This window comes from Brevibacillus sp. 7WMA2, from assembly GCF_010748895.1.
Lineage (GTDB): Bacteria > Bacillota > Bacilli > Brevibacillales > Brevibacillaceae > Brevibacillus_B > Brevibacillus_B halotolerans.
In genome coordinates this window covers 3,189,771-3,209,404 of record NZ_CP048799.1, presented here as the reverse complement: position 1 = coordinate 3,209,404, position 19,634 = coordinate 3,189,771, and the positions used below count along the sequence as shown (strand labels likewise).

General features: G+C 39.1%; 20 protein-coding genes and 2 tRNA genes. 19 read left to right on the top strand and 3 right to left on the bottom strand.

Features of this window, described 5'->3' with window-relative positions; translation table 11 throughout:
• Positions 1-3: 3 nt before the first annotated feature.
• From GOP56_RS13375 to sufB, 11 genes are all read left to right on the top strand, one after another.
• On the top strand, positions 4-1,395 hold the full coding sequence (locus GOP56_RS13375) for a HAMP domain-containing sensor histidine kinase (protein WP_163245821.1): 1,392 nt from the start codon (positions 4-6) through the stop codon (positions 1,393-1,395).
• 227 nt (positions 1,396-1,622) lie between these two features.
• Positions 1,623-2,054, top strand: coding sequence for a hypothetical protein (locus GOP56_RS13370; protein ID WP_003334560.1), 432 nt, complete (start codon positions 1,623-1,625; stop codon positions 2,052-2,054).
• 57 nt (positions 2,055-2,111) lie between these two features.
• Positions 2,112-2,513 (top strand): VOC family protein, encoded by a 402-nt coding sequence (locus GOP56_RS13365; RefSeq protein ID WP_003334561.1) that lies wholly within the window; start codon positions 2,112-2,114, stop codon positions 2,511-2,513.
• 422 nt (positions 2,514-2,935) lie between these two features.
• Positions 2,936-3,298 carry an SCP2 sterol-binding domain-containing protein gene (locus GOP56_RS13360; RefSeq protein ID WP_242401329.1) on the top strand — a complete coding sequence of 121 codons (363 nt, stop codon included), beginning with the start codon at positions 2,936-2,938 and terminating at the stop codon, positions 3,296-3,298.
• A gap of 276 nt (positions 3,299-3,574) precedes the next feature.
• On the top strand, positions 3,575-5,152 hold the full coding sequence (gene pckA, locus GOP56_RS13355; protein ID WP_163245820.1) for a phosphoenolpyruvate carboxykinase (ATP): 1,578 nt from the start codon (positions 3,575-3,577) through the stop codon (positions 5,150-5,152).
• Positions 5,153-5,400: 248 nt separating this feature from the next.
• Complete coding sequence (locus GOP56_RS13350; protein WP_031309395.1) at positions 5,401-5,997, top strand: DUF1802 family protein; 597 nt, start codon at positions 5,401-5,403, stop codon at positions 5,995-5,997.
• A gap of 359 nt (positions 5,998-6,356) precedes the next feature.
• Positions 6,357-7,139 carry a Fe-S cluster assembly ATPase SufC gene (gene sufC, locus GOP56_RS13345; RefSeq protein ID WP_003340935.1) on the top strand — a complete coding sequence of 261 codons (783 nt, stop codon included), beginning with the start codon at positions 6,357-6,359 and terminating at the stop codon, positions 7,137-7,139.
• Positions 7,140-7,163: 24 nt separating this feature from the next.
• Positions 7,164-8,465, top strand: a complete 1,302-nt coding sequence (gene sufD / locus GOP56_RS13340; RefSeq protein WP_163245819.1) for a Fe-S cluster assembly protein SufD — start codon at positions 7,164-7,166, stop codon at positions 8,463-8,465.
• Positions 8,462-9,688, top strand: a complete 1,227-nt coding sequence (locus GOP56_RS13335; protein WP_022585580.1) for a cysteine desulfurase — start codon at positions 8,462-8,464, stop codon at positions 9,686-9,688. The genes sufD and GOP56_RS13335 overlap by 4 nt, the downstream gene beginning before the upstream one ends.
• Complete coding sequence (sufU, locus tag GOP56_RS13330; RefSeq protein ID WP_068792614.1) at positions 9,675-10,112, top strand: Fe-S cluster assembly sulfur transfer protein SufU; 438 nt, start codon at positions 9,675-9,677, stop codon at positions 10,110-10,112. Before GOP56_RS13335 ends, sufU begins: the two co-directional genes overlap by 14 nt.
• A 42-nt stretch (positions 10,113-10,154) precedes the next feature.
• On the top strand, positions 10,155-11,552 hold the full coding sequence (sufB, locus tag GOP56_RS13325; RefSeq protein ID WP_003334570.1) for a Fe-S cluster assembly protein SufB: 1,398 nt from the start codon (positions 10,155-10,157) through the stop codon (positions 11,550-11,552).
• A gap of 62 nt (positions 11,553-11,614) precedes the next feature.
• On the opposite strand, the gene GOP56_RS13320 is transcribed toward sufB, so the two are convergent.
• On the bottom strand, positions 11,615-11,893 hold the full coding sequence (locus tag GOP56_RS13320; protein WP_254068725.1) for a tyrosine-type recombinase/integrase: 279 nt from the start codon (positions 11,891-11,893) through the stop codon (positions 11,615-11,617).
• A 220-nt stretch (positions 11,894-12,113) separates the two neighbouring features.
• Here GOP56_RS13320 and GOP56_RS13315 point away from each other — a divergent pair, with 220 nt between their 5' ends.
• Positions 12,114-12,476 (top strand): DUF3139 domain-containing protein, encoded by a 363-nt coding sequence (locus tag GOP56_RS13315; protein WP_163245818.1) that lies wholly within the window; start codon positions 12,114-12,116, stop codon positions 12,474-12,476.
• A 43-nt stretch (positions 12,477-12,519) separates the two neighbouring features.
• On the opposite strand, the gene GOP56_RS13310 is transcribed toward GOP56_RS13315, so the two are convergent.
• Together GOP56_RS13310 and GOP56_RS13305 are read right to left on the bottom strand one after the other, a co-directional pair.
• A complete protein-coding gene (locus GOP56_RS13310) occupies positions 12,520-13,155 on the bottom strand; it encodes a YiiX/YebB-like N1pC/P60 family cysteine hydrolase (protein ID WP_242401328.1) in 636 nt (211 codons plus the stop codon).
• 608 nt (positions 13,156-13,763) lie between these two features.
• Positions 13,764-15,113 carry a helix-turn-helix domain-containing protein gene (locus tag GOP56_RS13305; protein WP_163245817.1) on the bottom strand — a complete coding sequence of 450 codons (1,350 nt, stop codon included), beginning with the start codon at positions 15,111-15,113 and terminating at the stop codon, positions 13,764-13,766.
• 375 nt (positions 15,114-15,488) lie between these two features.
• On the opposite strand from GOP56_RS13305, the gene GOP56_RS13300 reads away from it, so the two are divergent.
• The 7 genes from GOP56_RS13300 (at position 15,489) to GOP56_RS13270 (ending at position 19,633) form a co-directional block, all read left to right on the top strand.
• On the top strand, positions 15,489-16,103 hold the full coding sequence (locus GOP56_RS13300; RefSeq protein ID WP_254068421.1) for a hypothetical protein: 615 nt from the start codon (positions 15,489-15,491) through the stop codon (positions 16,101-16,103).
• 158 nt (positions 16,104-16,261) lie between these two features.
• Positions 16,262-17,350 carry a GerAB/ArcD/ProY family transporter gene (locus GOP56_RS13295; RefSeq protein ID WP_163245816.1) on the top strand — a complete coding sequence of 363 codons (1,089 nt, stop codon included), beginning with the start codon at positions 16,262-16,264 and terminating at the stop codon, positions 17,348-17,350.
• 376 nt (positions 17,351-17,726) lie between these two features.
• A complete protein-coding gene (locus GOP56_RS13290; RefSeq protein WP_163245815.1) occupies positions 17,727-17,972 on the top strand; it encodes a hypothetical protein in 246 nt (81 codons plus the stop codon).
• A 61-nt stretch (positions 17,973-18,033) separates the two neighbouring features.
• Positions 18,034-18,387 carry a hypothetical protein gene (locus GOP56_RS13285; protein ID WP_003340921.1) on the top strand — a complete coding sequence of 118 codons (354 nt, stop codon included), beginning with the start codon at positions 18,034-18,036 and terminating at the stop codon, positions 18,385-18,387.
• Positions 18,388-18,511: 124 nt separating this feature from the next.
• Positions 18,512-18,604, top strand: a tRNA-Ser gene (locus GOP56_RS13280).
• A gap of 29 nt (positions 18,605-18,633) precedes the next feature.
• Positions 18,634-18,709, top strand: a tRNA-His gene (locus GOP56_RS13275).
• A 162-nt stretch (positions 18,710-18,871) separates the two neighbouring features.
• On the top strand, positions 18,872-19,633 hold the full coding sequence (locus tag GOP56_RS13270; protein ID WP_163245814.1) for a suppressor of fused domain protein: 762 nt from the start codon (positions 18,872-18,874) through the stop codon (positions 19,631-19,633).
• Position 19,634: the final 1 nt, after the last annotated feature.

The window sequence follows — 19,634 nt, the reverse complement described above, 5'->3', positions numbered from 1 at the left end:
AATATGTATGGAATAAAAAAACGTCTAGTCATGAATTTTACCTTTGTCGTATTAATGGTAATTCTAGTACTAGGAAGCTCGTTTGTTATAGGAGTCCGTAGTTTTTATTATGGTGGTGCAGAACAGGCGCTACTTAGCCGTATAAATGTGTCTACGAACTTTTATAACAAATACATTCAATATTATAATCTGCAAAGTAAAGCAAAATATATTTTCGAGCATACGTCACAGGATGATCTCGCACATGTAGAGGTCATTGATTTAGATGGTAATGTGATTTTAGACTTTAACGGTTTCACTAAACGCAAAAGTGTACTTACACAGGATGTACAGGATGCATTAAAAGGTGACACAGGGATTTGGGTGGGAAAAAGTGAAGATACAGGGGAACATATTCTTGCAGTATCTAAGCCACTCACCTTTTATAATTCAACAGCAGGAGTCCTGCGTTATGTGACCTCTGTTGAAGAGATCGACAAGGTTGTGAACCAGATTACACTGCTTGTGTGGAGCATTGGCGCTGGTCTCGTTCTTTTATCTCTAGTCTTAAATTTGATTTTATCTAAGCGAATTATAAGCCCTATTGTTGAGCTTACGGGTGCGGCTAAGTCAATGGCAAAAGGTGATTTTAGTCAACGGGCTAGGCAGGCAGCAGATGATGAGATTGGAACGTTGGCCGAAACCTTTAACTATATGGCGAGCGAATTAGAGAAGGCTGAGGAGATCAAGAACGACTTTATTTCTTCTGTCTCCCATGAATTGCGAACTCCCTTGACCTCTATTAAAGGCTGGTCTGAGGTGGTTCTGACAGGTGACATGGAAGATAAGGAAGAGACACGCCTAGCCATGCAGATCATTGTGAAGGAAACGGATCGACTCACTGGATTAGTAGAACAATTGCTAGACTTTTCCCGCTTGCAGGCAGGAGGAATGGAGATTCATAAGACAGAGCTAGAGGTGAATCAGCTCTTAATGGATGTCCAGCAGCAGTTTTCTGCTCGTGCCTTCCAAAAGGAGATTAACTTGGTGACAGAAACTCCAGATGAACCCTTGTGTGTATTAGGAGACGAGAATCGCTTAAAACAAGTGGTCATAAATCTGCTTCATAATTCAATGAAGTTTAGTGAGGAGCACACTACTATCACAATTCGTAGCTATCGAGAAGATCAGGTAATTATTATAGAAGTCATAGATCAGGGAGCCGGAATATCGGAAGAGGAATTGCCTAGAATTACAGATAAATTTTATAAAGGTAAGCATAAGCAATCAGGTAGCGGCATCGGATTATCGCTGTGTTTAGAAATTGTAAAATTACATCAGGGCACACTTCATGTAACGAGCAAGGTTGGCGTAGGTACAACGATTCAGGTCTGTTTACCTATATATGAACAATAAGAAGAGTGAAGATGAATATCAGGATTTCATTGAAAAATCATCAGAAACGGCTATAATCAAATACGGGATTGGTAGAATTATCATTGGTGAAACTGGTAGCATTTTAAACCTAGCATATCGGAAGCTTGTAAGATACAATCAAGGGACAATAACGATTTTGTACTTGTGTGTCTGTTCAGATAAAAACAAATAAGAGTTCGACCACATGTACATGGAAGGGAGAGCTTATGGGTTTTTGCTGTGGAGCAGGGATGATTGGCTCTTTTGGAACACTTCGTCACGTGGAAATTCTGGTGCACAATGTACCAATCATGTATTGTCCGGTTTGTAATCGTACGAGAGTTCATCCGACCGTTGAAGGTGAGTATGAAATTCTTGTTGAATATGCTCAGGGAGATCACGCTGCAGAAGTGGATTTCGCAGAGTTTGTAGATTTGGATAAGCTGTCCGAGCTGTTTGAGAACTGTTCAATGACAGATCAAGGTTCTTATGATGAGAGTCTGAAACGACAAATTGACATCGCCCTTGATTTGCTAGGTATAGCCAAACAAATGAACGATTTGGAATGGCGAGAAGCTTTAACAAACAGATTAACAAATTTAAGCCATCGGTTACGACAACATCACGCCAATGAGCGAAAGACAAAAAAAGCCTTTTAATAGGGGCTAACCAGTGAACAGTTGATGGAGGTCAGCCGTTTAGGAGGATTGTATTCGATGCTTCAACTTCAAGGTGTTCATCATATTGCTCTTAGCTGTCGCAATGTGATGGGCGTAGCTCAGTTTTTTCAAGAGATTTTAGAAGTACCGATTTCTCTTGATCAATCGGGAGAAGATGAGCCAGTTTATTTCAACATTGGGCCTTATACACGAATTGGTCTACATCCAACTACCAAAGAGCTAAATATAAATTCCGGTCACGTGGATCACATTGCTTTTGCAGTGGCAACACGTGATGAATTAGACTATCTTGTTGATAAGTTGGAAGCGGAAAATATATGTTACCGTGGGCCGATTGAACGCCCAGGAAGTTATAATCTTTATTTTGAAACGCCAGACGGTCACCACTTGGAGATACGTTTGGACAAGGATGAAGAGGATGAAACGGATGACGCCTAAGTAGGCGTCTTTTTTCTTTGTGTACATTTGATAAACTTCTACAAAAAAAAGGTCTGCCTTCAATTGGAAAAGGCAGACAAGAAAGGAGTTTATAATGAAAAAGGGGGTACTAATGGGTGAGTAGTAGGTAATTTACCTATCTACTAATTATTACCTATTATGCATTATTTTTCGGAAAATTTCAATCAATTTTTAATATTTTTTTAAAAAGTTAAATCAGTTTCCGCATATTCAACAAATGATCTTACCAAATTTTTTCGTGATATTTATTCCGTGATAAAGAACGTAGAAATATGACGATAAAAACTGTCTGCGGTAGACAGCGAACGACAAAGGCTCCAATTCCTCGCCAAAGGTTTCGACTCACAAATTTACGAATATGTAGGTAGTGAATGGATCGTGATGTGAGCGGAGGGATGACAATGGCTTCTCAATTAAGAGCAATATTGTTTGAAGTGCAAAAACGCTTGGAACGAAAAAGATACCTACAAAGTTTGATGAAGGATTGGAATCGCCATATTGGTTTTAAATTAGAAGATGGAACACTTGATAGCTGTTTAGTCTTTGCTAATGGAGAAATAATCGTAACGGAGTGGAATAAGGGGCATAAGGCGGAGGTTGTTGTAAAAGGGGATGTCCAACGCTTACAGATGCTTTTGACCGGTGATGAGCTCTCCTATCGCTATGCTAAAGAAAACATTGAGATGAGAGGACACGTCCGAGATCAATTAAAATTAGATTCCCTGCTGCGATTGTCTTTGGAGAATGAGAAAAAGTTAGCCTAGTTTTAATATTGCATTTACTCGTAGATATCAATAGTATATAAATTATCCCTGCCACTTTTTAAAAAGGGGCTGTTTGTTTTTGCTGATGAAACGGAAGATAGAATCCATTTACTAGGCTCATACCTAGATTTCAATGAATCGTCTCTAGTTATTCACATCTTTTTCAAAAAAAACGCAAAATCTTGTAGCTTAATTGATCCAATGTGATATACTAATTACAAAATAAATCATGATATAGCCCACATTTTTTACGGTTGGGGAAGGAGATACATTTACATGGAAGCCAAAACGGTTAAGCGTCTATCAGAAGTTCTTGCTGGTGCCAATGCTCATTATAATTTGGCTGTACCCAAGTTGATTGAAGAAGCAGTTAAACGTGGCGAAGGAGTTCTGACAGATAAAGGCGCTTTAAACGCGCTAACTGGCAAATTCACAGGGCGCTCTCCGAAAGATAAATTCATAGTTGATGAACCCTCTGTCCATGACAAAATTGATTGGGCCAATAACAAACCCATTCAAATCGAAAAATTTGAGCAATTACATGCGGAAGTTCTTGCTTACCTAGAAAAAAAAGAGCTTTATGTTTTTGACGGATTTGCTGGAGCGGATCGTAGCTTTCGTTTACCCATTCGTGTAGTAAGTGAATTTGCTTGGCATAATCTGTTTGCTCATCAATTGTTTATCCGTCCAACAGTGGAAGAATTAAAAGGGCATCAAGCCGATTTTACAGTTATTTATGTTCCGAACTTCAAAGCAAATCCGGAGGTTCATGGAACCAATTCTGATACATTCATTATTATTAGTTTTGAACAGAAGGTAGTTTTAATAGGCGGAACAGAATATGCCGGTGAAATGAAGAAATCCATTTTCAGCGTGATGAATATGCTGTTACCTGAACGCAATGTGTTATCTATGCATTGTTCAGCTAATGTTGGCCGTGACGGAGATGTGGCTTTATTCTTTGGCTTGTCAGGCACAGGGAAAACCACCCTATCTGCTGATTCAGACCGCCGTTTGATTGGCGATGATGAACATGGATGGTCTGATCAAGGAGTCTTTAATATAGAAGGAGGATGCTACGCAAAATGCATTCGTCTTTCTGAACAAGGGGAGCCACAAATCTGGAATGCAATCAATTTTGGTGCCGTGCTAGAAAATGTAGTGGTCGATCATGCTAGTGGTATGGCTAATTATGATGATGATCGCTACACAGAAAATACACGTGCGGCTTATCCTGTAGAATCGATTCCAGGAGCCGTCATACCTGGTGTGGGCGGTCATCCAAATGTGATTCTTTTCCTAACAGCAGATTCGTTTGGGGTAATTCCTCCAATCTCTAAATTAAACAAGGAACAGGCAATGTATCATTTCTTATCTGGCTATACGAGTAAAATGGCTGGAACAGAACGAGGTGTAACCCAGCCTCTAAGTGAATTCTCCACATGCTTTGGCTCTCCTTTCTTACCATTGCGTCCTATCGTTTATGCAGAAATGCTAGGGAAAAAGATTGATGAGTCTAATGCGCTTGTATATTTGGTGAATACGGGCTGGACAGGTGGACCTGTGGGAGTTGGAAGCCGGATGAAATTGGCATTTACGCGTGCAATGGTAACGGCTGCTCTTCATGGAGAACTGGAAAAGGTAGAATACGCTACTGATCCTGTGTTTGGAGTGCAAGTGCCAACTACTTGCCCAGGTGTACCTAGTGAAGTGCTACAACCACGTCAAACATGGACAGATAAGGATGCCTATGATCAGCAGGCAAATGAATTAGCTAAGCTGTTCCAGGCTAACTTTGCTAAAAAGTTCCCGAAAGCAACTGATATTTCACAGGCTGGTCCTGTCGTTAAATAAAGAGAACGTAGTAGAAGACCCGGGCATTTCCCCGGGTCTTTTTGTTTGTTATCTGGCTTTTGTGTCGAGTCCATGACAAATCAAACTCGTAAACTTTGCTAGGTTAGGGAATTCTGCTACACTGTGGGGAGTGACTAATAGAGAAAATTTCTCAAGTCTGCATCAATGGATACGTACACCTAGATATAAAAGGTAAAAGTAAGTAGCAAAAGAGGCTGGATTATGTAAAAGGGAAGGGGCAACTGCACATGAGTAACGATAAAAAACAACCTGAATCCACACTTTCTTTAAAAGAGTGGGCTGTAGCGATTAAAGCATTAGGGGAAGGAAAACAAATTATTACTGTCCGTAAAGGCGGTTTATATGAAGAAACAAGAGATTTTAAGCTAGAAAACGATACATTTTATTTGTACCCAACCTATGAGCACCAAAAAGCAGAGATGATCAAACCTGAGAATCAAGCTGATCTGGAAGCAACTCTTGTAGGCTGGAGCCTTGATAAACCAACTGTAGATATCGAATACTTTGCTCATATTACAGATGATATAGAAATTTTAGATGAAGCAAAAATTCGTGCATTGAACCCTTACCATATTTGGACGGACGACTTTGCTGATGTTCGTCTGCACTGGAAAAAGAAGAAACCACTGCATATTCTATTTGCCCGAGTTTATAAATTAGACAAGCCAGTGACGATCGAGATTGCTGAAGAATATAAAGGCTGTAAATCTTGGCATAACCTTTTGTCCAGCCTTCCGCAAAATGGTTATACACCAGTACTAAGCGACGAGGAATATGCACGTACCCGCCAAGTCATTATGGATGTACTAACGCAGGAAGAGTAGCCTCTCTCTTTGGCTGTAACATGAGGAAAATCCCACTATGCTAGTAGTGGGCTCTTTTCGTCTTATGAGAAAACAGTTATGTAAAAAATGGATCAACAGTTAAAAATAGTCCGTTGCAAATAGAAAAAACATCATGTTTATACAAGGGATTTTACCGCTTTATAATAGGCTTATCCTGATTTAAGAAACATTCATGTTTTATAAATATGGCAATAGTTCTTTCCTTGCTTTCTTAGAATTATTATTATAAAATGTATTGAGAATGGATTGAGAATGCACAGGTTTTTCGATAGGATAGTATAGTGCTTGTCTACAACATCGTGAAGACTGTTTGATCATAATATATGGAGGAATGCAAGATGGCTGCTGTACATCTACAGATTAAGAATTTACGCGCAAAGATTGAGGAGAAGGAAATCCTTAAAGGCTTGAACCTAGAGATCAAAGGTGGGGAAATCCACGCGATCATGGGACCAAACGGAACAGGTAAATCTACATTGGCATCTACGCTAATGGGACATCCTAAATATGAAGTAACTGATGGTGAAGTTATCCTAGATGGTGAAGATCTATTGGACATGGCTGTAGACGAACGTGCTCGTGCAGGTCTGTTTCTAGCTATGCAATATCCATCTGAAATCACAGGCGTAACGAATTCCGATTTCTTGCGTTCTGCTATGAATGCTACTCGTGGCGAAGGAAATGAAATTTCCTTAATGAAATTCATCCGTGAGATGGATAGCAAAATGAGTACATTAGAAATGGACGAAGCGTTTGCTCATCGTTACCTAAATGAAGGTTTCTCTGGCGGGGAGAAAAAACGTAATGAAATTCTACAAATGATGTTGCTTCAGCCTAGTCTCTGTATTTTAGATGAGATCGACTCTGGTTTAGATATCGATGCTCTTAAAATCGTAGCAAAAGGTGTTAATGAGATGCGCGCTGAGGATCGCGGTTTCTTAATCATTACTCACTATCAACGTCTACTAGACTATGTGAAGCCTGATTTCGTACATGTTATGATGCAAGGGCGTATCGTAAAATCAGGTGGCCCTGAATTGGCAGAGCGTCTAGAAGCAGAAGGTTATGATTGGATTAAAGCTGAGCTCGGTATCGAAGACGAGACCGTTAACGCAGAATAAGAGGCGAAGGAGGTCGAGACTATCATGAGTACAGAAACACAACTTCGCTTTGGTAAAGAAGCGATTAAGCAATTTTCCCAAGCGAATCAAGAACCAACCTGGTTTTTAGAAAAGCGTCTAGCTGCATTCGAACAAGCACAGACGCTAGCTCTTCCTGTGTTGGAGAAAACCAAGATTGATAAATGGAACTTCGATCAATTTCACCCGTTCCAACTAGAAGCGCGTGTAGACAACATCGAACAATTGGATGAAGTCGTAAAAGAACAACTGGATGATAAAGACATAACCAGCCTGCTCGTACAGAAAAATGCGTCTGTAGTCTACCATAAGGTGGATGAAGAGTTGAAAAGCCAAGGCGTTATTTTTACTGACCTTGCTACAGCGCTTCGTGAACATGGTGAACTTGTGAAACAATATATCTATTCACTTGTCAAAGAAGACGAGCACCGTGTAGCTGCTTTGCATGCAGCAGTGGCAAATGGCGGGGTATTCCTGTACGTTCCAAAAAACGTAGAAGTGAAAATGCCATTGCAAGCTATTTATGAAGTAGCAGGCGAAGAATCCCTACTAGCACCTCATATTGTTATCGTAGCAGAAGCTAATGCCCGTGTAACTTATGTAGATTCTTTTGTATCTGCAGAGGGAACCAATATGGTAGCAAATAGCGTTGTAGAAGTACACCTAGGCGCTAACGCACACGTACAAGTAGCGTCTGTTCGTTCCTTCTCTACTGAGGTTCACGATTATGTATACCGACGTGCCTTGATCGGCCAGGATGCTAATATGGAATGGATTTTGGGCGAGATGAACGATGGTAACACAGTAGCGAACAATACCTCCATTTTAGAAGGTAAAGGCGGAAACGCTGATACCAAATCCATCACTGTAGGAACAGCTAAACAACGTCAAAATCTGACTTCTCAAGTGCAGCATATCGGAACGCATACTGAATCCAATATGTTGAGTAAAGCAGTAATGACAGATGAAGCGGTTGCCATCCTAAACGGAATTACCAAGATTGAAAAAGGCGCAGAAAAAGCAAACGGTGTGCAAGCAGAAAACATTTTAATGCTATCTGAAAAAGCTCGTGGTGATGCAAACCCAATCCTTTTGATTGATGAAGACGATGTAAAAGCTGGTCACGCTGCTTCTGTTGGTCGCGTGAGCGAAGAAAGCTTGTACTATCTAATGTCTCGCGGTATTGAACGAAAAGAGGCTGAGCGTCTTGTCATTATTGGATTCTTGGACCCAGTGGTTGCTGAGATTCCGATTGAAGGAGTGAAAAGCAAGCTACGCCAAGCATTGGAAAGGAAGTTAGGACGATGAACGCACATGAAGTCCGTAAATTGTTTCCTATCTTACATCAAGAAGTAAATGGGCATCCATTGGTGTATTTGGACAGCGCCGCTACTTCTCAAAAGCCGATTCAAGTTCTTGAAGCGGTAGATAAATATTATCGCAGCTATAACTCTAACGTTCATCGCGGCGTCCACACGCTTGGTACGTACGCGACGGACGCTTATGAAGGAGCACGTGAAAAGGTACGTGCGTTCATCAATGCCAAAGAAACGGCTGAAGTAATCTTCACGCGCGGGACGACTACCGCATTAAATACCATTGCAATCGGGTATGCTCGCACGTTCCTTACTGAAGGGGACGAGATTGTAACCACGCTAGTTGAGCATCACAGCAATTTTATTCCTTGGCAACAAGCAGCTAAGGCAACTGGAGCAACTTTCAAGTTCATCCCGTTAGCTGAAGATGGAACGATTACCCTTGAGGCAGTGAAAGCAACAATCACACCACAAACCAAAGTGGTCGCAATCCATCACATCTCTAACGTTCTCGGCGATACAACTCCCATCAAGGAAATTGCTAAAATCGCACATGAAAATGGCGCTATTTTGGTTGTGGATGGTGCCCAAAGCGCTCCACATAAAAAAGTCGATGTACAGGACTTAGACTGTGATTTCTATGTCTTTTCCAGTCATAAGATGTGCGGGCCTACAGGAATCGGTGTCTTGTATGGAAAACGTGCACTCTTGGAAAAAATGGAGCCAGTTGAATTTGGTGGCGAAATGATCGATTTTGTATATGAACAGGATTCTACATGGAAGGAGCTCCCTTGGAAATTTGAAGGGGGAACGCCGATTATCGCTGGGGCCATCGGACTTGGGGCGGCGATTGATTTCCTAAATGATCTGGGCATGGATGAAATTGAAGCACATGAAAAGAAACTGATTAGCTATGCAATGGAACGCATGAAAGAATTGGATGGACTTACGATTTACGGTCCTATCGAACATAGAAGCAGTTTAATTACTTTTAACCTGGCGGACGTTCATCCGCATGATTTGGCAACGGTTTTAGATGCAGAAGGTATTGCTGTACGTGCGGGCCATCATTGTGCACAGCCGTTGATGAGATGGTTGAAAGCTACCGCTACTGCTCGTGCCAGCTTCTATCTGTATAACACAGAAGAGGATGTGGATGCCTTAATCGCTGGGTTGAAAAAAGCGAAGGAGTATTTTGGAAATGTCTTCTCTTGATGATCTCTATAGACGTGTCATAATGGATCATTATCAAAAACCACGGAATAAAGGAAAGCTAGAGGATGAAAGTGGATTGGTGATCAATCTAAATAATCCAACCTGTGGAGACAGTATTTCGTTATCGTTGCAAGTAGAGAACGGTATAGTTATGGACGCAAAATTTCTCGGGGAAGGATGCTCCATTTCTATGTCCTCTGCTTCTATGATGACGGAAGCTGTAAAAGGAAAAACCGAAGAGGAAGCGTTGCGCTTGATTCAAATCTTCTCTGATATGATGCAGGGAAAAGAGCCGGATGACAATATTGATTTAGGCGATATTGAAGCTCTGCAAGGTGTCTGCAAGTTTCCAGCGCGCATTAAATGTGCAACGCTCGCCTGGAAGGCATTGGAGCAAGGTATTAACCAGACGGACGTGAAGTAATATACCCTCCAATTGAATTGTGAGGCAAAAGGAGTGAACGATATGGCGAAGAAAGCCCCTGAAATCCAAGAGTATCAATATGGATTCCACGATAAAGACGTTTCGATTTTCCGTACGAAAAAAGGTTTAACTCGTGAAATCGTAGAAGAGATTTCGAAAATCAAAGAAGAACCAGAATGGATGTTGGAATTCCGTTTAAAAGCACTAGACATTTTCTATAAAATGCCGATGCCTAAGTGGGGCGGCGACCTTGATGAATTGGATTTCGACAACATCACTTACTATGTAAAACCATCTGAAAAAGCTGGTCGTAGCTGGGATGAGGTACCAGAAGAAATCAAGGCTACCTTTGACAAGCTAGGTATCCCAGAAGCTGAGCAAAAGTTCTTAGCTGGTGTATCTGCACAATATGAGTCTGAGGTTGTTTACCATAACATGCAAGAAGATTTAGAGTCTCTAGGTGTTTTATTTACGGACATGGACTCTGCTGTACGTTTATACCCTGATATCGTGAAGGAGTATTTTGCGACAGTTATTCCGCCAGCAGATAATAAATTCGCGGCGCTTAACTCTGCTGTATGGTCTGGTGGTTCCTTCATTTACGTGCCAAAAGGTGTAAAAGTAGAAACTCCACTTCAAGCATACTTCCGCATTAACTCAGAGAACATGGGTCAATTCGAGCGTACACTAATCATTGCGGACGAGGATAGCTTTGTTCATTACGTAGAAGGCTGTACGGCGCCAATCTACAGCACAGATTCCTTGCATTCTGCTGTAGTTGAAATCATTATTAAAGAACGTGCTCGTTGCCGTTATACAACGATCCAGAACTGGTCTAATAACGTATATAACCTAGTAACCAAACGTGCTGTAGCGTATGCTGATGCAAACATGGAATGGATTGATGGAAACATCGGTTCCAAGCTAACGATGAAATATCCTGCCGTTATCATGAAAGGACCGCGTGCTAAAGGTACAGTTCTTTCTATCGCAGTAGCGGGTAAAGGTCAGCATCAGGATGCTGGTGCGAAGATGATCCATCTAGCGCCTGATTGTACTTCCACGATCGTATCTAAGTCTATTTCTCGCGATGGTGGTAAAGTAACATATCGTGGTCTAGCTCAATTTGGTCGTAAAGCAGAGGGTGCTAAATCTAACATCAAGTGTGATACATTGATTTTGGATAAATTGTCCACTTCTGATACGATTCCATACAATGAGATCATGAATGACTACGTAACACTTGAGCATGAAGCGACTGTATCTAAAGTATCTGAAGATCAATTGTTCTATTTGATGAGCCGCGGTTTAAGTGAAGCGGAAGCTACAGAAATGATCGTAATGGGCTTTATTGAGCCATTCACAAAAGAATTGCCAATGGAATATGCCGTTGAAATGAACCGTCTGATTAAGTTCGAGATGGAAGGGTCTATTGGTTAACCTTGTTGTATCAAGGGTTTTCGGGTTCGGAAAAGGGGCTTGCCCCCTTTTTGCCCCCTTTTTTAAAATTGAACATACCGCTCGTACAGACTCAAAGCGTCATCCTCGATCTTCTTGGTGACGTGAAGATATGTATCAGCAGTTACTTTAACACTTCCGTGTCCGAGTCTCTCGGACACGTATTTTATATTTACGCCCGATTCCAAAAGATGAACAGCATGGGTGTGGCGTAAGGCATGCGGTGAGAGGACAGGAACTCCTGCGCGATTACGTACTTCTTTGAAATACTCCCGTACCACGTTTGTACGTAACCATCTGCCGTCTTGTTGATGGAAAACAATATTCTCTTTTGTAGTACATAAGGCAAACTTCTTTTTGATTGACTTTAGTGTCTTTAGAAATTTTAATTCTTTGGAGGTGTATAAATTGGTCTATGCCATAAGTGATGATCATAATATGAACATTGATGGATGTAACTTGAGTTGAAAGAATATTTGGATAAAATTATCTTTAATGGTATAATAAGCACGTGATGTTGTAGTGTAAGAAGGAGGGTAGGGTTTGAAAAAAATATTTTTGTCTGTTATAGCTTTAGTGATTGCATTTTTAGTTATTTATAATTTTGAGTGGCTTATTGGCGGTTATTCATACAAGAAAGAAGAAATGAAAAGTCAAATAGAAGCCTATCTTATAAATGAAAAGAAATACAAAAAAAGTGATATTACAGAAATTAGAGTTGATTATCTAAGGAAGTTCGATGCGTATTTTGCTAGAGTCATTTTTAGTGACGAGAAAGACAAAACATATGGCTATAGCATAATTGATGGAGAGGTCATGCAAACAGGTATTGCAGCTTCTAAGTATAAAAAAGATGTTTTAAGTGATGAAACAAAAGATAAGGAACCAAAACATAAGGAACCATAAAAAAGTTACCTGTCAAATGGCAGGTAACTTTTTGTACTCTTTTTTAGAAATTGCCTTGGGTAAGTACAGTGGTCACGTCTGAACTGTCTTCCAGATCGTAAGGAGCAGAGATTTCTAGTTCAATTGGAGATGTGCCCCCTGGCCCTGGTACATATGTCGTAGATGTATTCAATCGAACACCAGCACCAAAATAGTATGCATTCCATACAATTTTTGAACAATATGTTTTGTACTTATAATTGTATAAATCAGAGATGGCATATTCTACATCGTCATATTTTTTTACATACCATTCTGCCCAATCTGCTGCCTGGTTCCGAATCTTGGTTCGATTGTATCGAACTACTTTCGTCCCATATTTTTTACTTACATTTTTACCGAAAAACCTCTTAATTGGATTTTTTTGTGGATGAAACCCTGGCCCTAGTATTTCAACAACATTTTCTGTATCTATAACAATCGCAGCGTGACCAGTAAGTCCTTTAGAACTGGTATTGTTTGTTATAAGAATATCCCCTGGTTTAATCTCAACTCTTGAATTCGGATAAGTTGCTTCGACTGGAACATCCTCTGGCTTATTGATTTTCTGTCTTTCTATTTCAGAAGCTGACACACCTAAAGCCCCAGTAAATATTAGTGAGACTGACATCAACGACATAAGTAATCTTTTTTTAAACATATTTAAGCCTCCGAATATTTGTTATTCCTTCTCCTAGCTTATAAACAAAATCTTGATAAGAGTCATTCAATATCTTCTATCTGTCTTCAATGAATAGCTGAATCACGGCTTTATTTGTTATACAAGGTTTTCTGTACAGCTTATTCACATGAAAGACAACTACTTTTTCGAAAAAAATGTTTTTTTTCATTTAAACGCAAAGGCGTGGTAAACTTGAATGGAGCATCATTAATATGCTCTGGTTTTTGGGGTGTTCCTAAGCTTTCGTAGGGCATTTGGGAACATCCCGTTTTTATTACCCGTTTAAAATCCTTCTTTCGACATCTACCTCTACAATCGCCCCATGCTAACATCAGTCAACTCCTTTCTTTGAAGATTCTTTCTTTGCTATCCTCCTTTCTTCTGGTATCCACAAAAAGGTAAAACTAATGTAATTTTCTAAAATTTATATGGATTACCAGTTATTGACTTAATTATATATCAGTATAAACAAATTTTCCTAACAGAAATTTTGTTTAATTCTCCCAAAAAAAAAGAGAGGTTATCCTCTCTTCTACCATCCTTCACCTACACTTTTTGAAGAAACTGCCGTATCAAATTCTTTAGCCTCAAAATTCGTTTCTGTAATGCCGTACAAGGAGAGAATCGCTAGTAAGAAAATTATTCCTCGCTTCATGGAAACCACCATCTCTTTCTGTCATAACTTCGACAAATTTTTCTTTTTGCTCAGATGTCGCAAGATAATCATATTCATAATACTTCAAAATAATGCTACGGACTCTCTCTACATTTTTAAACATGATAGCTAGCTCCAGAGCCTCAAAGATGTATTCAAACCCTTTGTTGCTATCCTCAATTATAAAATAATATGAGGCTAATGCTTGATAAAGTTTTAACTTATGTCTTTTTGTAGGAATGCCTGTTTGACAAGCAATTTTTTGGATTTGTATTTCAAAAGTACTAATCAGTTTTTGAATACTTTCAATATCTTTCTTCTGTAAATATGTTTCAATAGCAACTGGCACTAACATAAATATTTCAACATCAGTAGCTAAACTAGCAAAGCTGTCAATATATTCGACATGGCCCATTTCTATTGAAAATAATAATTCATTTAATTTCGAAATTTGCTGATATCCTTCATACTTAGCATATTCCTTAGTTATAAGTAATGCCTTATCATAATCTTTCATTTCTCGATAACTAAAGGATTCATATAGTAAGGCTTCAGCTATGAAATTGCTATCGTTTAACGTGATGGCTAATTCCTTTAATTCTGCGGCATACTTTAATAGTTCTCCCCATTTTTCTACAGCATTATAAAAGGTTAATATTTTATAATACGCTTCTAGTTTATATTCTTTTGGAAGTAGAGGAAGGTATTCTAAAAGTTGGTGTAGCGATTTATAACCAGAGACAGTTAGGTCTACATCTCTAGCTATTACAAATCGTTTAAAATAACAAATGGCTACTCGTTCATTACGTGTTGTACTTTTCTTGATCACGATATCGTACAAGGGCAAACTGTAGTTTCTTTGATCGGAGGAAAATATGAATTCTGCCATCTTAAAAGTATTTTCAAGGAGTCTTTTTCTATCAGTATCCTCATTGATTAATGCCATGATCTTTTTTGTAAGATCATATCGTTCAGCTTTGATACAACTTATGAAAAATTCTGCTGTTTTAATAGGGGACATTTTTCCCGATTCATTAAAACAATCCCCTAAAAATTCCTCATAAAAAGTATCTTCTAGTAAGTCTAAAGCTTTCGTAATAGCCACTAATTGAGAAAGTGTTATTTTTTGTCTATTGTTAAGTATTTGACTGATGGTGACTGATTCAATTTCCGTTGCCAAAACAAGGTCTTTTTGTTTCCAGCCTTTACGATCAAGTGCTTCTTGTAAACGTTGACGTAATTCTATCTGCGCACCTACATAATTGTAATCTAAGACGTGCATTAAACCTATCCCCCTTTTTGATGTTGGAAAAATAAGTAAAATATTCCTTTGTATCTTACTTTAATTAGATAATATTGTAAATAAAAATAAAAGTATAAGAGTAATATTTTTAAAAATATTAAGTTCCATTTTTTCTTAACAAGCATCTCTGCAACCATTTTCTTGTTTTCATGAAATTTTTCAACCAAACTTCATAGTAACTCCCTTTTTATTTTGGTTTAGCGAGGCAAAGATAATGCGAAAGCCCTCTGACGGAATTTAAACCGTTAGAGGGCTATTTTGGTTGATAACATGTAATTTTACCCATTGATTAATCTCCTCACCACAGGAGGGAAAACATCGCTTGTATTGATTAAAAATTTTGAAGAGCATACAATGGCTACAATCGGTCAGTACCATACAACTAGACGAAAGAAGTATGGAAAGGACAAGCATAAAAAGAGAGGATTGTTAGCGATGGAAGATATTTTAGACCAGGTAGCAAGACTAGGAAAACAATTGCATCAAAAAGATATAACCTTTGCCCTAGGTGGCAGTACTCTATTATACAGCTTAGGATTAGAAACTACCTTTCGCGATATAGATATCACCACAGATGCATCATTAGACAAGCTAAGCGAAGCATTAACGGAATATCCTGTGACAGTAGAGATTTCGGGTGATGGTATATACAACACTCATTATCGCTTATCGGTGGAGCTACATGGAAAAGAGATTGATTTTATGGGGAGTTTTTCTGTGAAAACAAAAACGGGTATATGTCATCTTCCCTGCCTGCCAGCTTACGAATGGAGAGGCATCCCAGTCTGCGCTCCTGAGGTATGGGCTGTAGCTTATCACCTAATAGACCGTAGTCAAAAAGCAGATAGAATATATGGATATCTTGAAAAGAACGGTACCAATCTAGATGTTTGTAAACGATTACTGCAAGAACCGTTGCCTGAGGAGGTTAACATAAGATTATTGTCCCTTATCCAATTATATTCATAGTCTTAACAAGGATTGAGGAAATAAGCATATTTCTTGTCTAGTCGATAGGAATATCCTGTCCTTTTTTTGCAGATATTACTTTTATATACAGATGATACTCCCGACTTCCCTGCTAGCAAAAAACTTAGAAGATGTATAGGAATAGGGGGGACAAGGTAATGTCTACATTCATGAAGAAAGAGATTTCTCTCCTACATTTTATTTTAACCATTACTAGCATTGAAATTGGAACAAGTATTTTGACACTTCCTGCAGAGCTTGCACAGGCATCTGGAACGGATGGCTGGATTTCCATTTTGATTGGGTATGTTCTGTCCACCGTAGTTAGCCTATGCATTATAAAGGTCATGTCAAAGCATCCAGGAAAGACAATGCTGCAAATCCTCCATCTTTATTTCTCCTCTATAATAGGAAATGTAATGATGGTTATCTGGATTGTATATGGCTTTATTAGTGCATTCTCTATTTTTGTTTCGAGCGTCTACATTATTAATGAATGGATACTGCCAAATACACCTAATTATTTTATCAGTGTTCTATTTATTGTTCCCATTTACATGGCAATACGCGGTGGCATTCGAGTGCTTAGCGGATTTCAGGTTGTTGTGTTTTTTTCAACTTTATGGTTATTACTAGTCCTCCTTTTCCCTTTAGATCAAAGTCATTTCGTGTTTCTGCTACCAATTCTAAAGGAGGGGTGGGAGCCTGTTATTCAAGGTGTACGGATCGCCGTGTTTCCCTTCCTAGGCTTTGAATTGGCCTATCTTTTTTATCCATACATAAAGAATAAAGAGCATGCCGCAAAAGGCATTATTATTGCCAATGCAATCACTTTGCTGATCTATTTGGAAATCACTATTATATGTTATATGGTTTTTAGTCCTGATGAGATTACAAAGTATATCTGGCCTACCCTAACATTGGTCAAGCCGATACATTTCGCATTTTTGGAGCGCTTTGAAATTGTCTACGTCTCTTTTTACATCCTCATTTTTTTATCATCCGTTATCCCATATCTATTTTTTGTTACAGAAGGTATCTCTGAGCTTACGAAAAGAAGAGAGCGGTCACAGCTATATATCATTTTAGGGATTTTTATAGTGAGCTATCTGTTTTATCATCCGTACTTTACTAACATAAACTTGTTAAATATCCTTTTAGCTCCTTTTTCTTATATCGTAGCTTTTGCTTTTCCCGTTTTCTTTTGGCTATATGTGATGCTTGTACCAAAAAGAAAAGGTACTTGATTCATTGCTTACACTACATCGACAATAAAGCTAAAAACCCTTGCCTATGACGCTACGTCACCCTGTAAGATGGGAAAAAGCAAGAGAGGAAGAAGACGACTTTCTGCTAAGGAAAGTCTTTTTTTATTGGTAATGAAAGCAGAAAATACGGAAAAGCTTAACAGGAATTGTTCATTGAAGGGAAAGGCTAAAAATGTCTAAGACGTCATTTGTTTTACATGATACAGTATCTATTTATAAACAGATGCTCGCAACCGTAACACCCGCAAATCAAATAATAGCAGAGTCTTGTTTTTTTGAATAAATGTCGATACAAGCATCTTTATAAATTCAGATACTACAACAAATTTTGACACTAAAATATGTAGGCTTTTCATTGGAGGAAATTAAAGCTCTTCAGCCAATCCAGCCAGTCGATTTAGAGGAATCATTACAGATGCAAAAGAAATTGCTGGAGGAAAAACGGGAGAAGCTTGATCAAGTTAAAATCGCCTTTCCCCATGCTGTATACGGAAACAGAGGGAATATATATTCAGAAAGCGCTAGCCGTATATACGAAGCGTCAGGCCTTGGAGAATGGTCAAGTAGACATGTAAACATATTTGAACGGTTAATCTACTAGTGAATTCCGGAAGAATATGGTAGAATATTGAAAAAGTGTTAATGGCAAGGTGTTGGTTAACATGAAATTCATCCAATCTTCCGCGTGGAATTTACTGGCAATCGTTCTTTGTTCTCCGTTACTATTTCTCACCATGTATATGGATTACAAACAAGGTAGCGCATGGATGTATTTATTGTCCATGATCTTATTGCCCTTGTGTGTGAATCAATTCAGATATATGCTGGGGGGCATTGCTATTTCAATGGTTCTAACCATAGCTCTTGCACACTATTTTATGGGTGGAAGCGATGCTTACTTTGAGCCATTGACAGCAGAGCTGGTCGCACTAATTCTTTCCGGGCTGTACGCTTTTCCACAATTGCTGATATATCAGGTAATTAAACTTGCTTTTCAGAAAGAAAGGTCAGAATAAAATGAAAAAAAGCGGTTACAGTCGATTCATCAGTAACCGCTTACACTACTTTTTTTAGAAATTGATTAAAAACCCTTGTATTTTTAAAATAAATCTGCTATATTAGTTCTTGTATGAAACATATGGACAGGTGTCCGAGTGGCCGAAGGAGCACGATTGGAAATCGTGTAGGCGGGGTCGACCCGTCTCGTGGGTTCAAATCCCACTCTGTCCGCCATTTTACTTTATCTTTTATTTTCATACATGGCGGTCGTGGCGAAGTGGTTAACGCATCGGATTGTGGCTCCGACACTCGTGGGTTCGATTCCCATCGATCGCCCCATCTTATTTTAAAGACATATAACTGCTACGATTAAAACCCCTTTGTTGTTCAAGGAGACTTGAAGACAAGGGGTTTTTTGACGAATTCGGGTATTTGATGGAACCGTATGTATGATGTAGCATAGGCTTATATATGGAGAATTTTCAAGAGAGGGGGAGACAGATGTTTCTGCTTAAAATAATGCTATTGATGATCGCGTTTCTTTTCCTGCTTTTCTTCCTCTATCTCATATCTAAGAAGAAGGAGTGTACGAAACAGCCAGAAATGCTAAAGGTCTGGCTGGGTGTGGTCGAGCAGGCGGTTTCTGAAGCAGGATCTCGCTCTATACAGCATTCTCAGAAACAAGAGTCCCCAGATATTTATCATGATGAACCAAAAAATAAGCAAACAGATGTGACTTGGCAAAAGTGGATCAAGTCGCATTATCAAGCATTTTTTCATGACCAACCCATTGATCAGGTTTCGATTCAGCAGGATACAGAGGAGATAGCAGTGCTTCTGTACCCGTGTAACCGCACTCGAGGATGGTTTACGTATGCGACTTGTGGCTGCGCAATAAAGAATGGCACAGAATATATCATTAGCACTTATGAAAAACATCAGGAATTGCCTATACTGATTGAACACATTATACAACAGGCTGTAGAAATAGACAGTTCTACTAATGAGCAGCTCTTTTCGAGCGGTCAACCATTTGGGACACATCATGGTTTTACACATGTCATTTGCCTGCCTCCTGTTTTTGAACCAGAAGGGTTTGCCCATTTTACCGATGGAAAAGAACTTGTAAGCATATACATGCTAGTTCCTTTATGGCACACAGAGGCTGAGTTTGTGACACAAAATGGTTGGTCTGAATTAGAAGCGATCTTCATAGAAAATGATGTAAATACTTTAGAATGGAATCGAGCCTCTGTCATCTAAA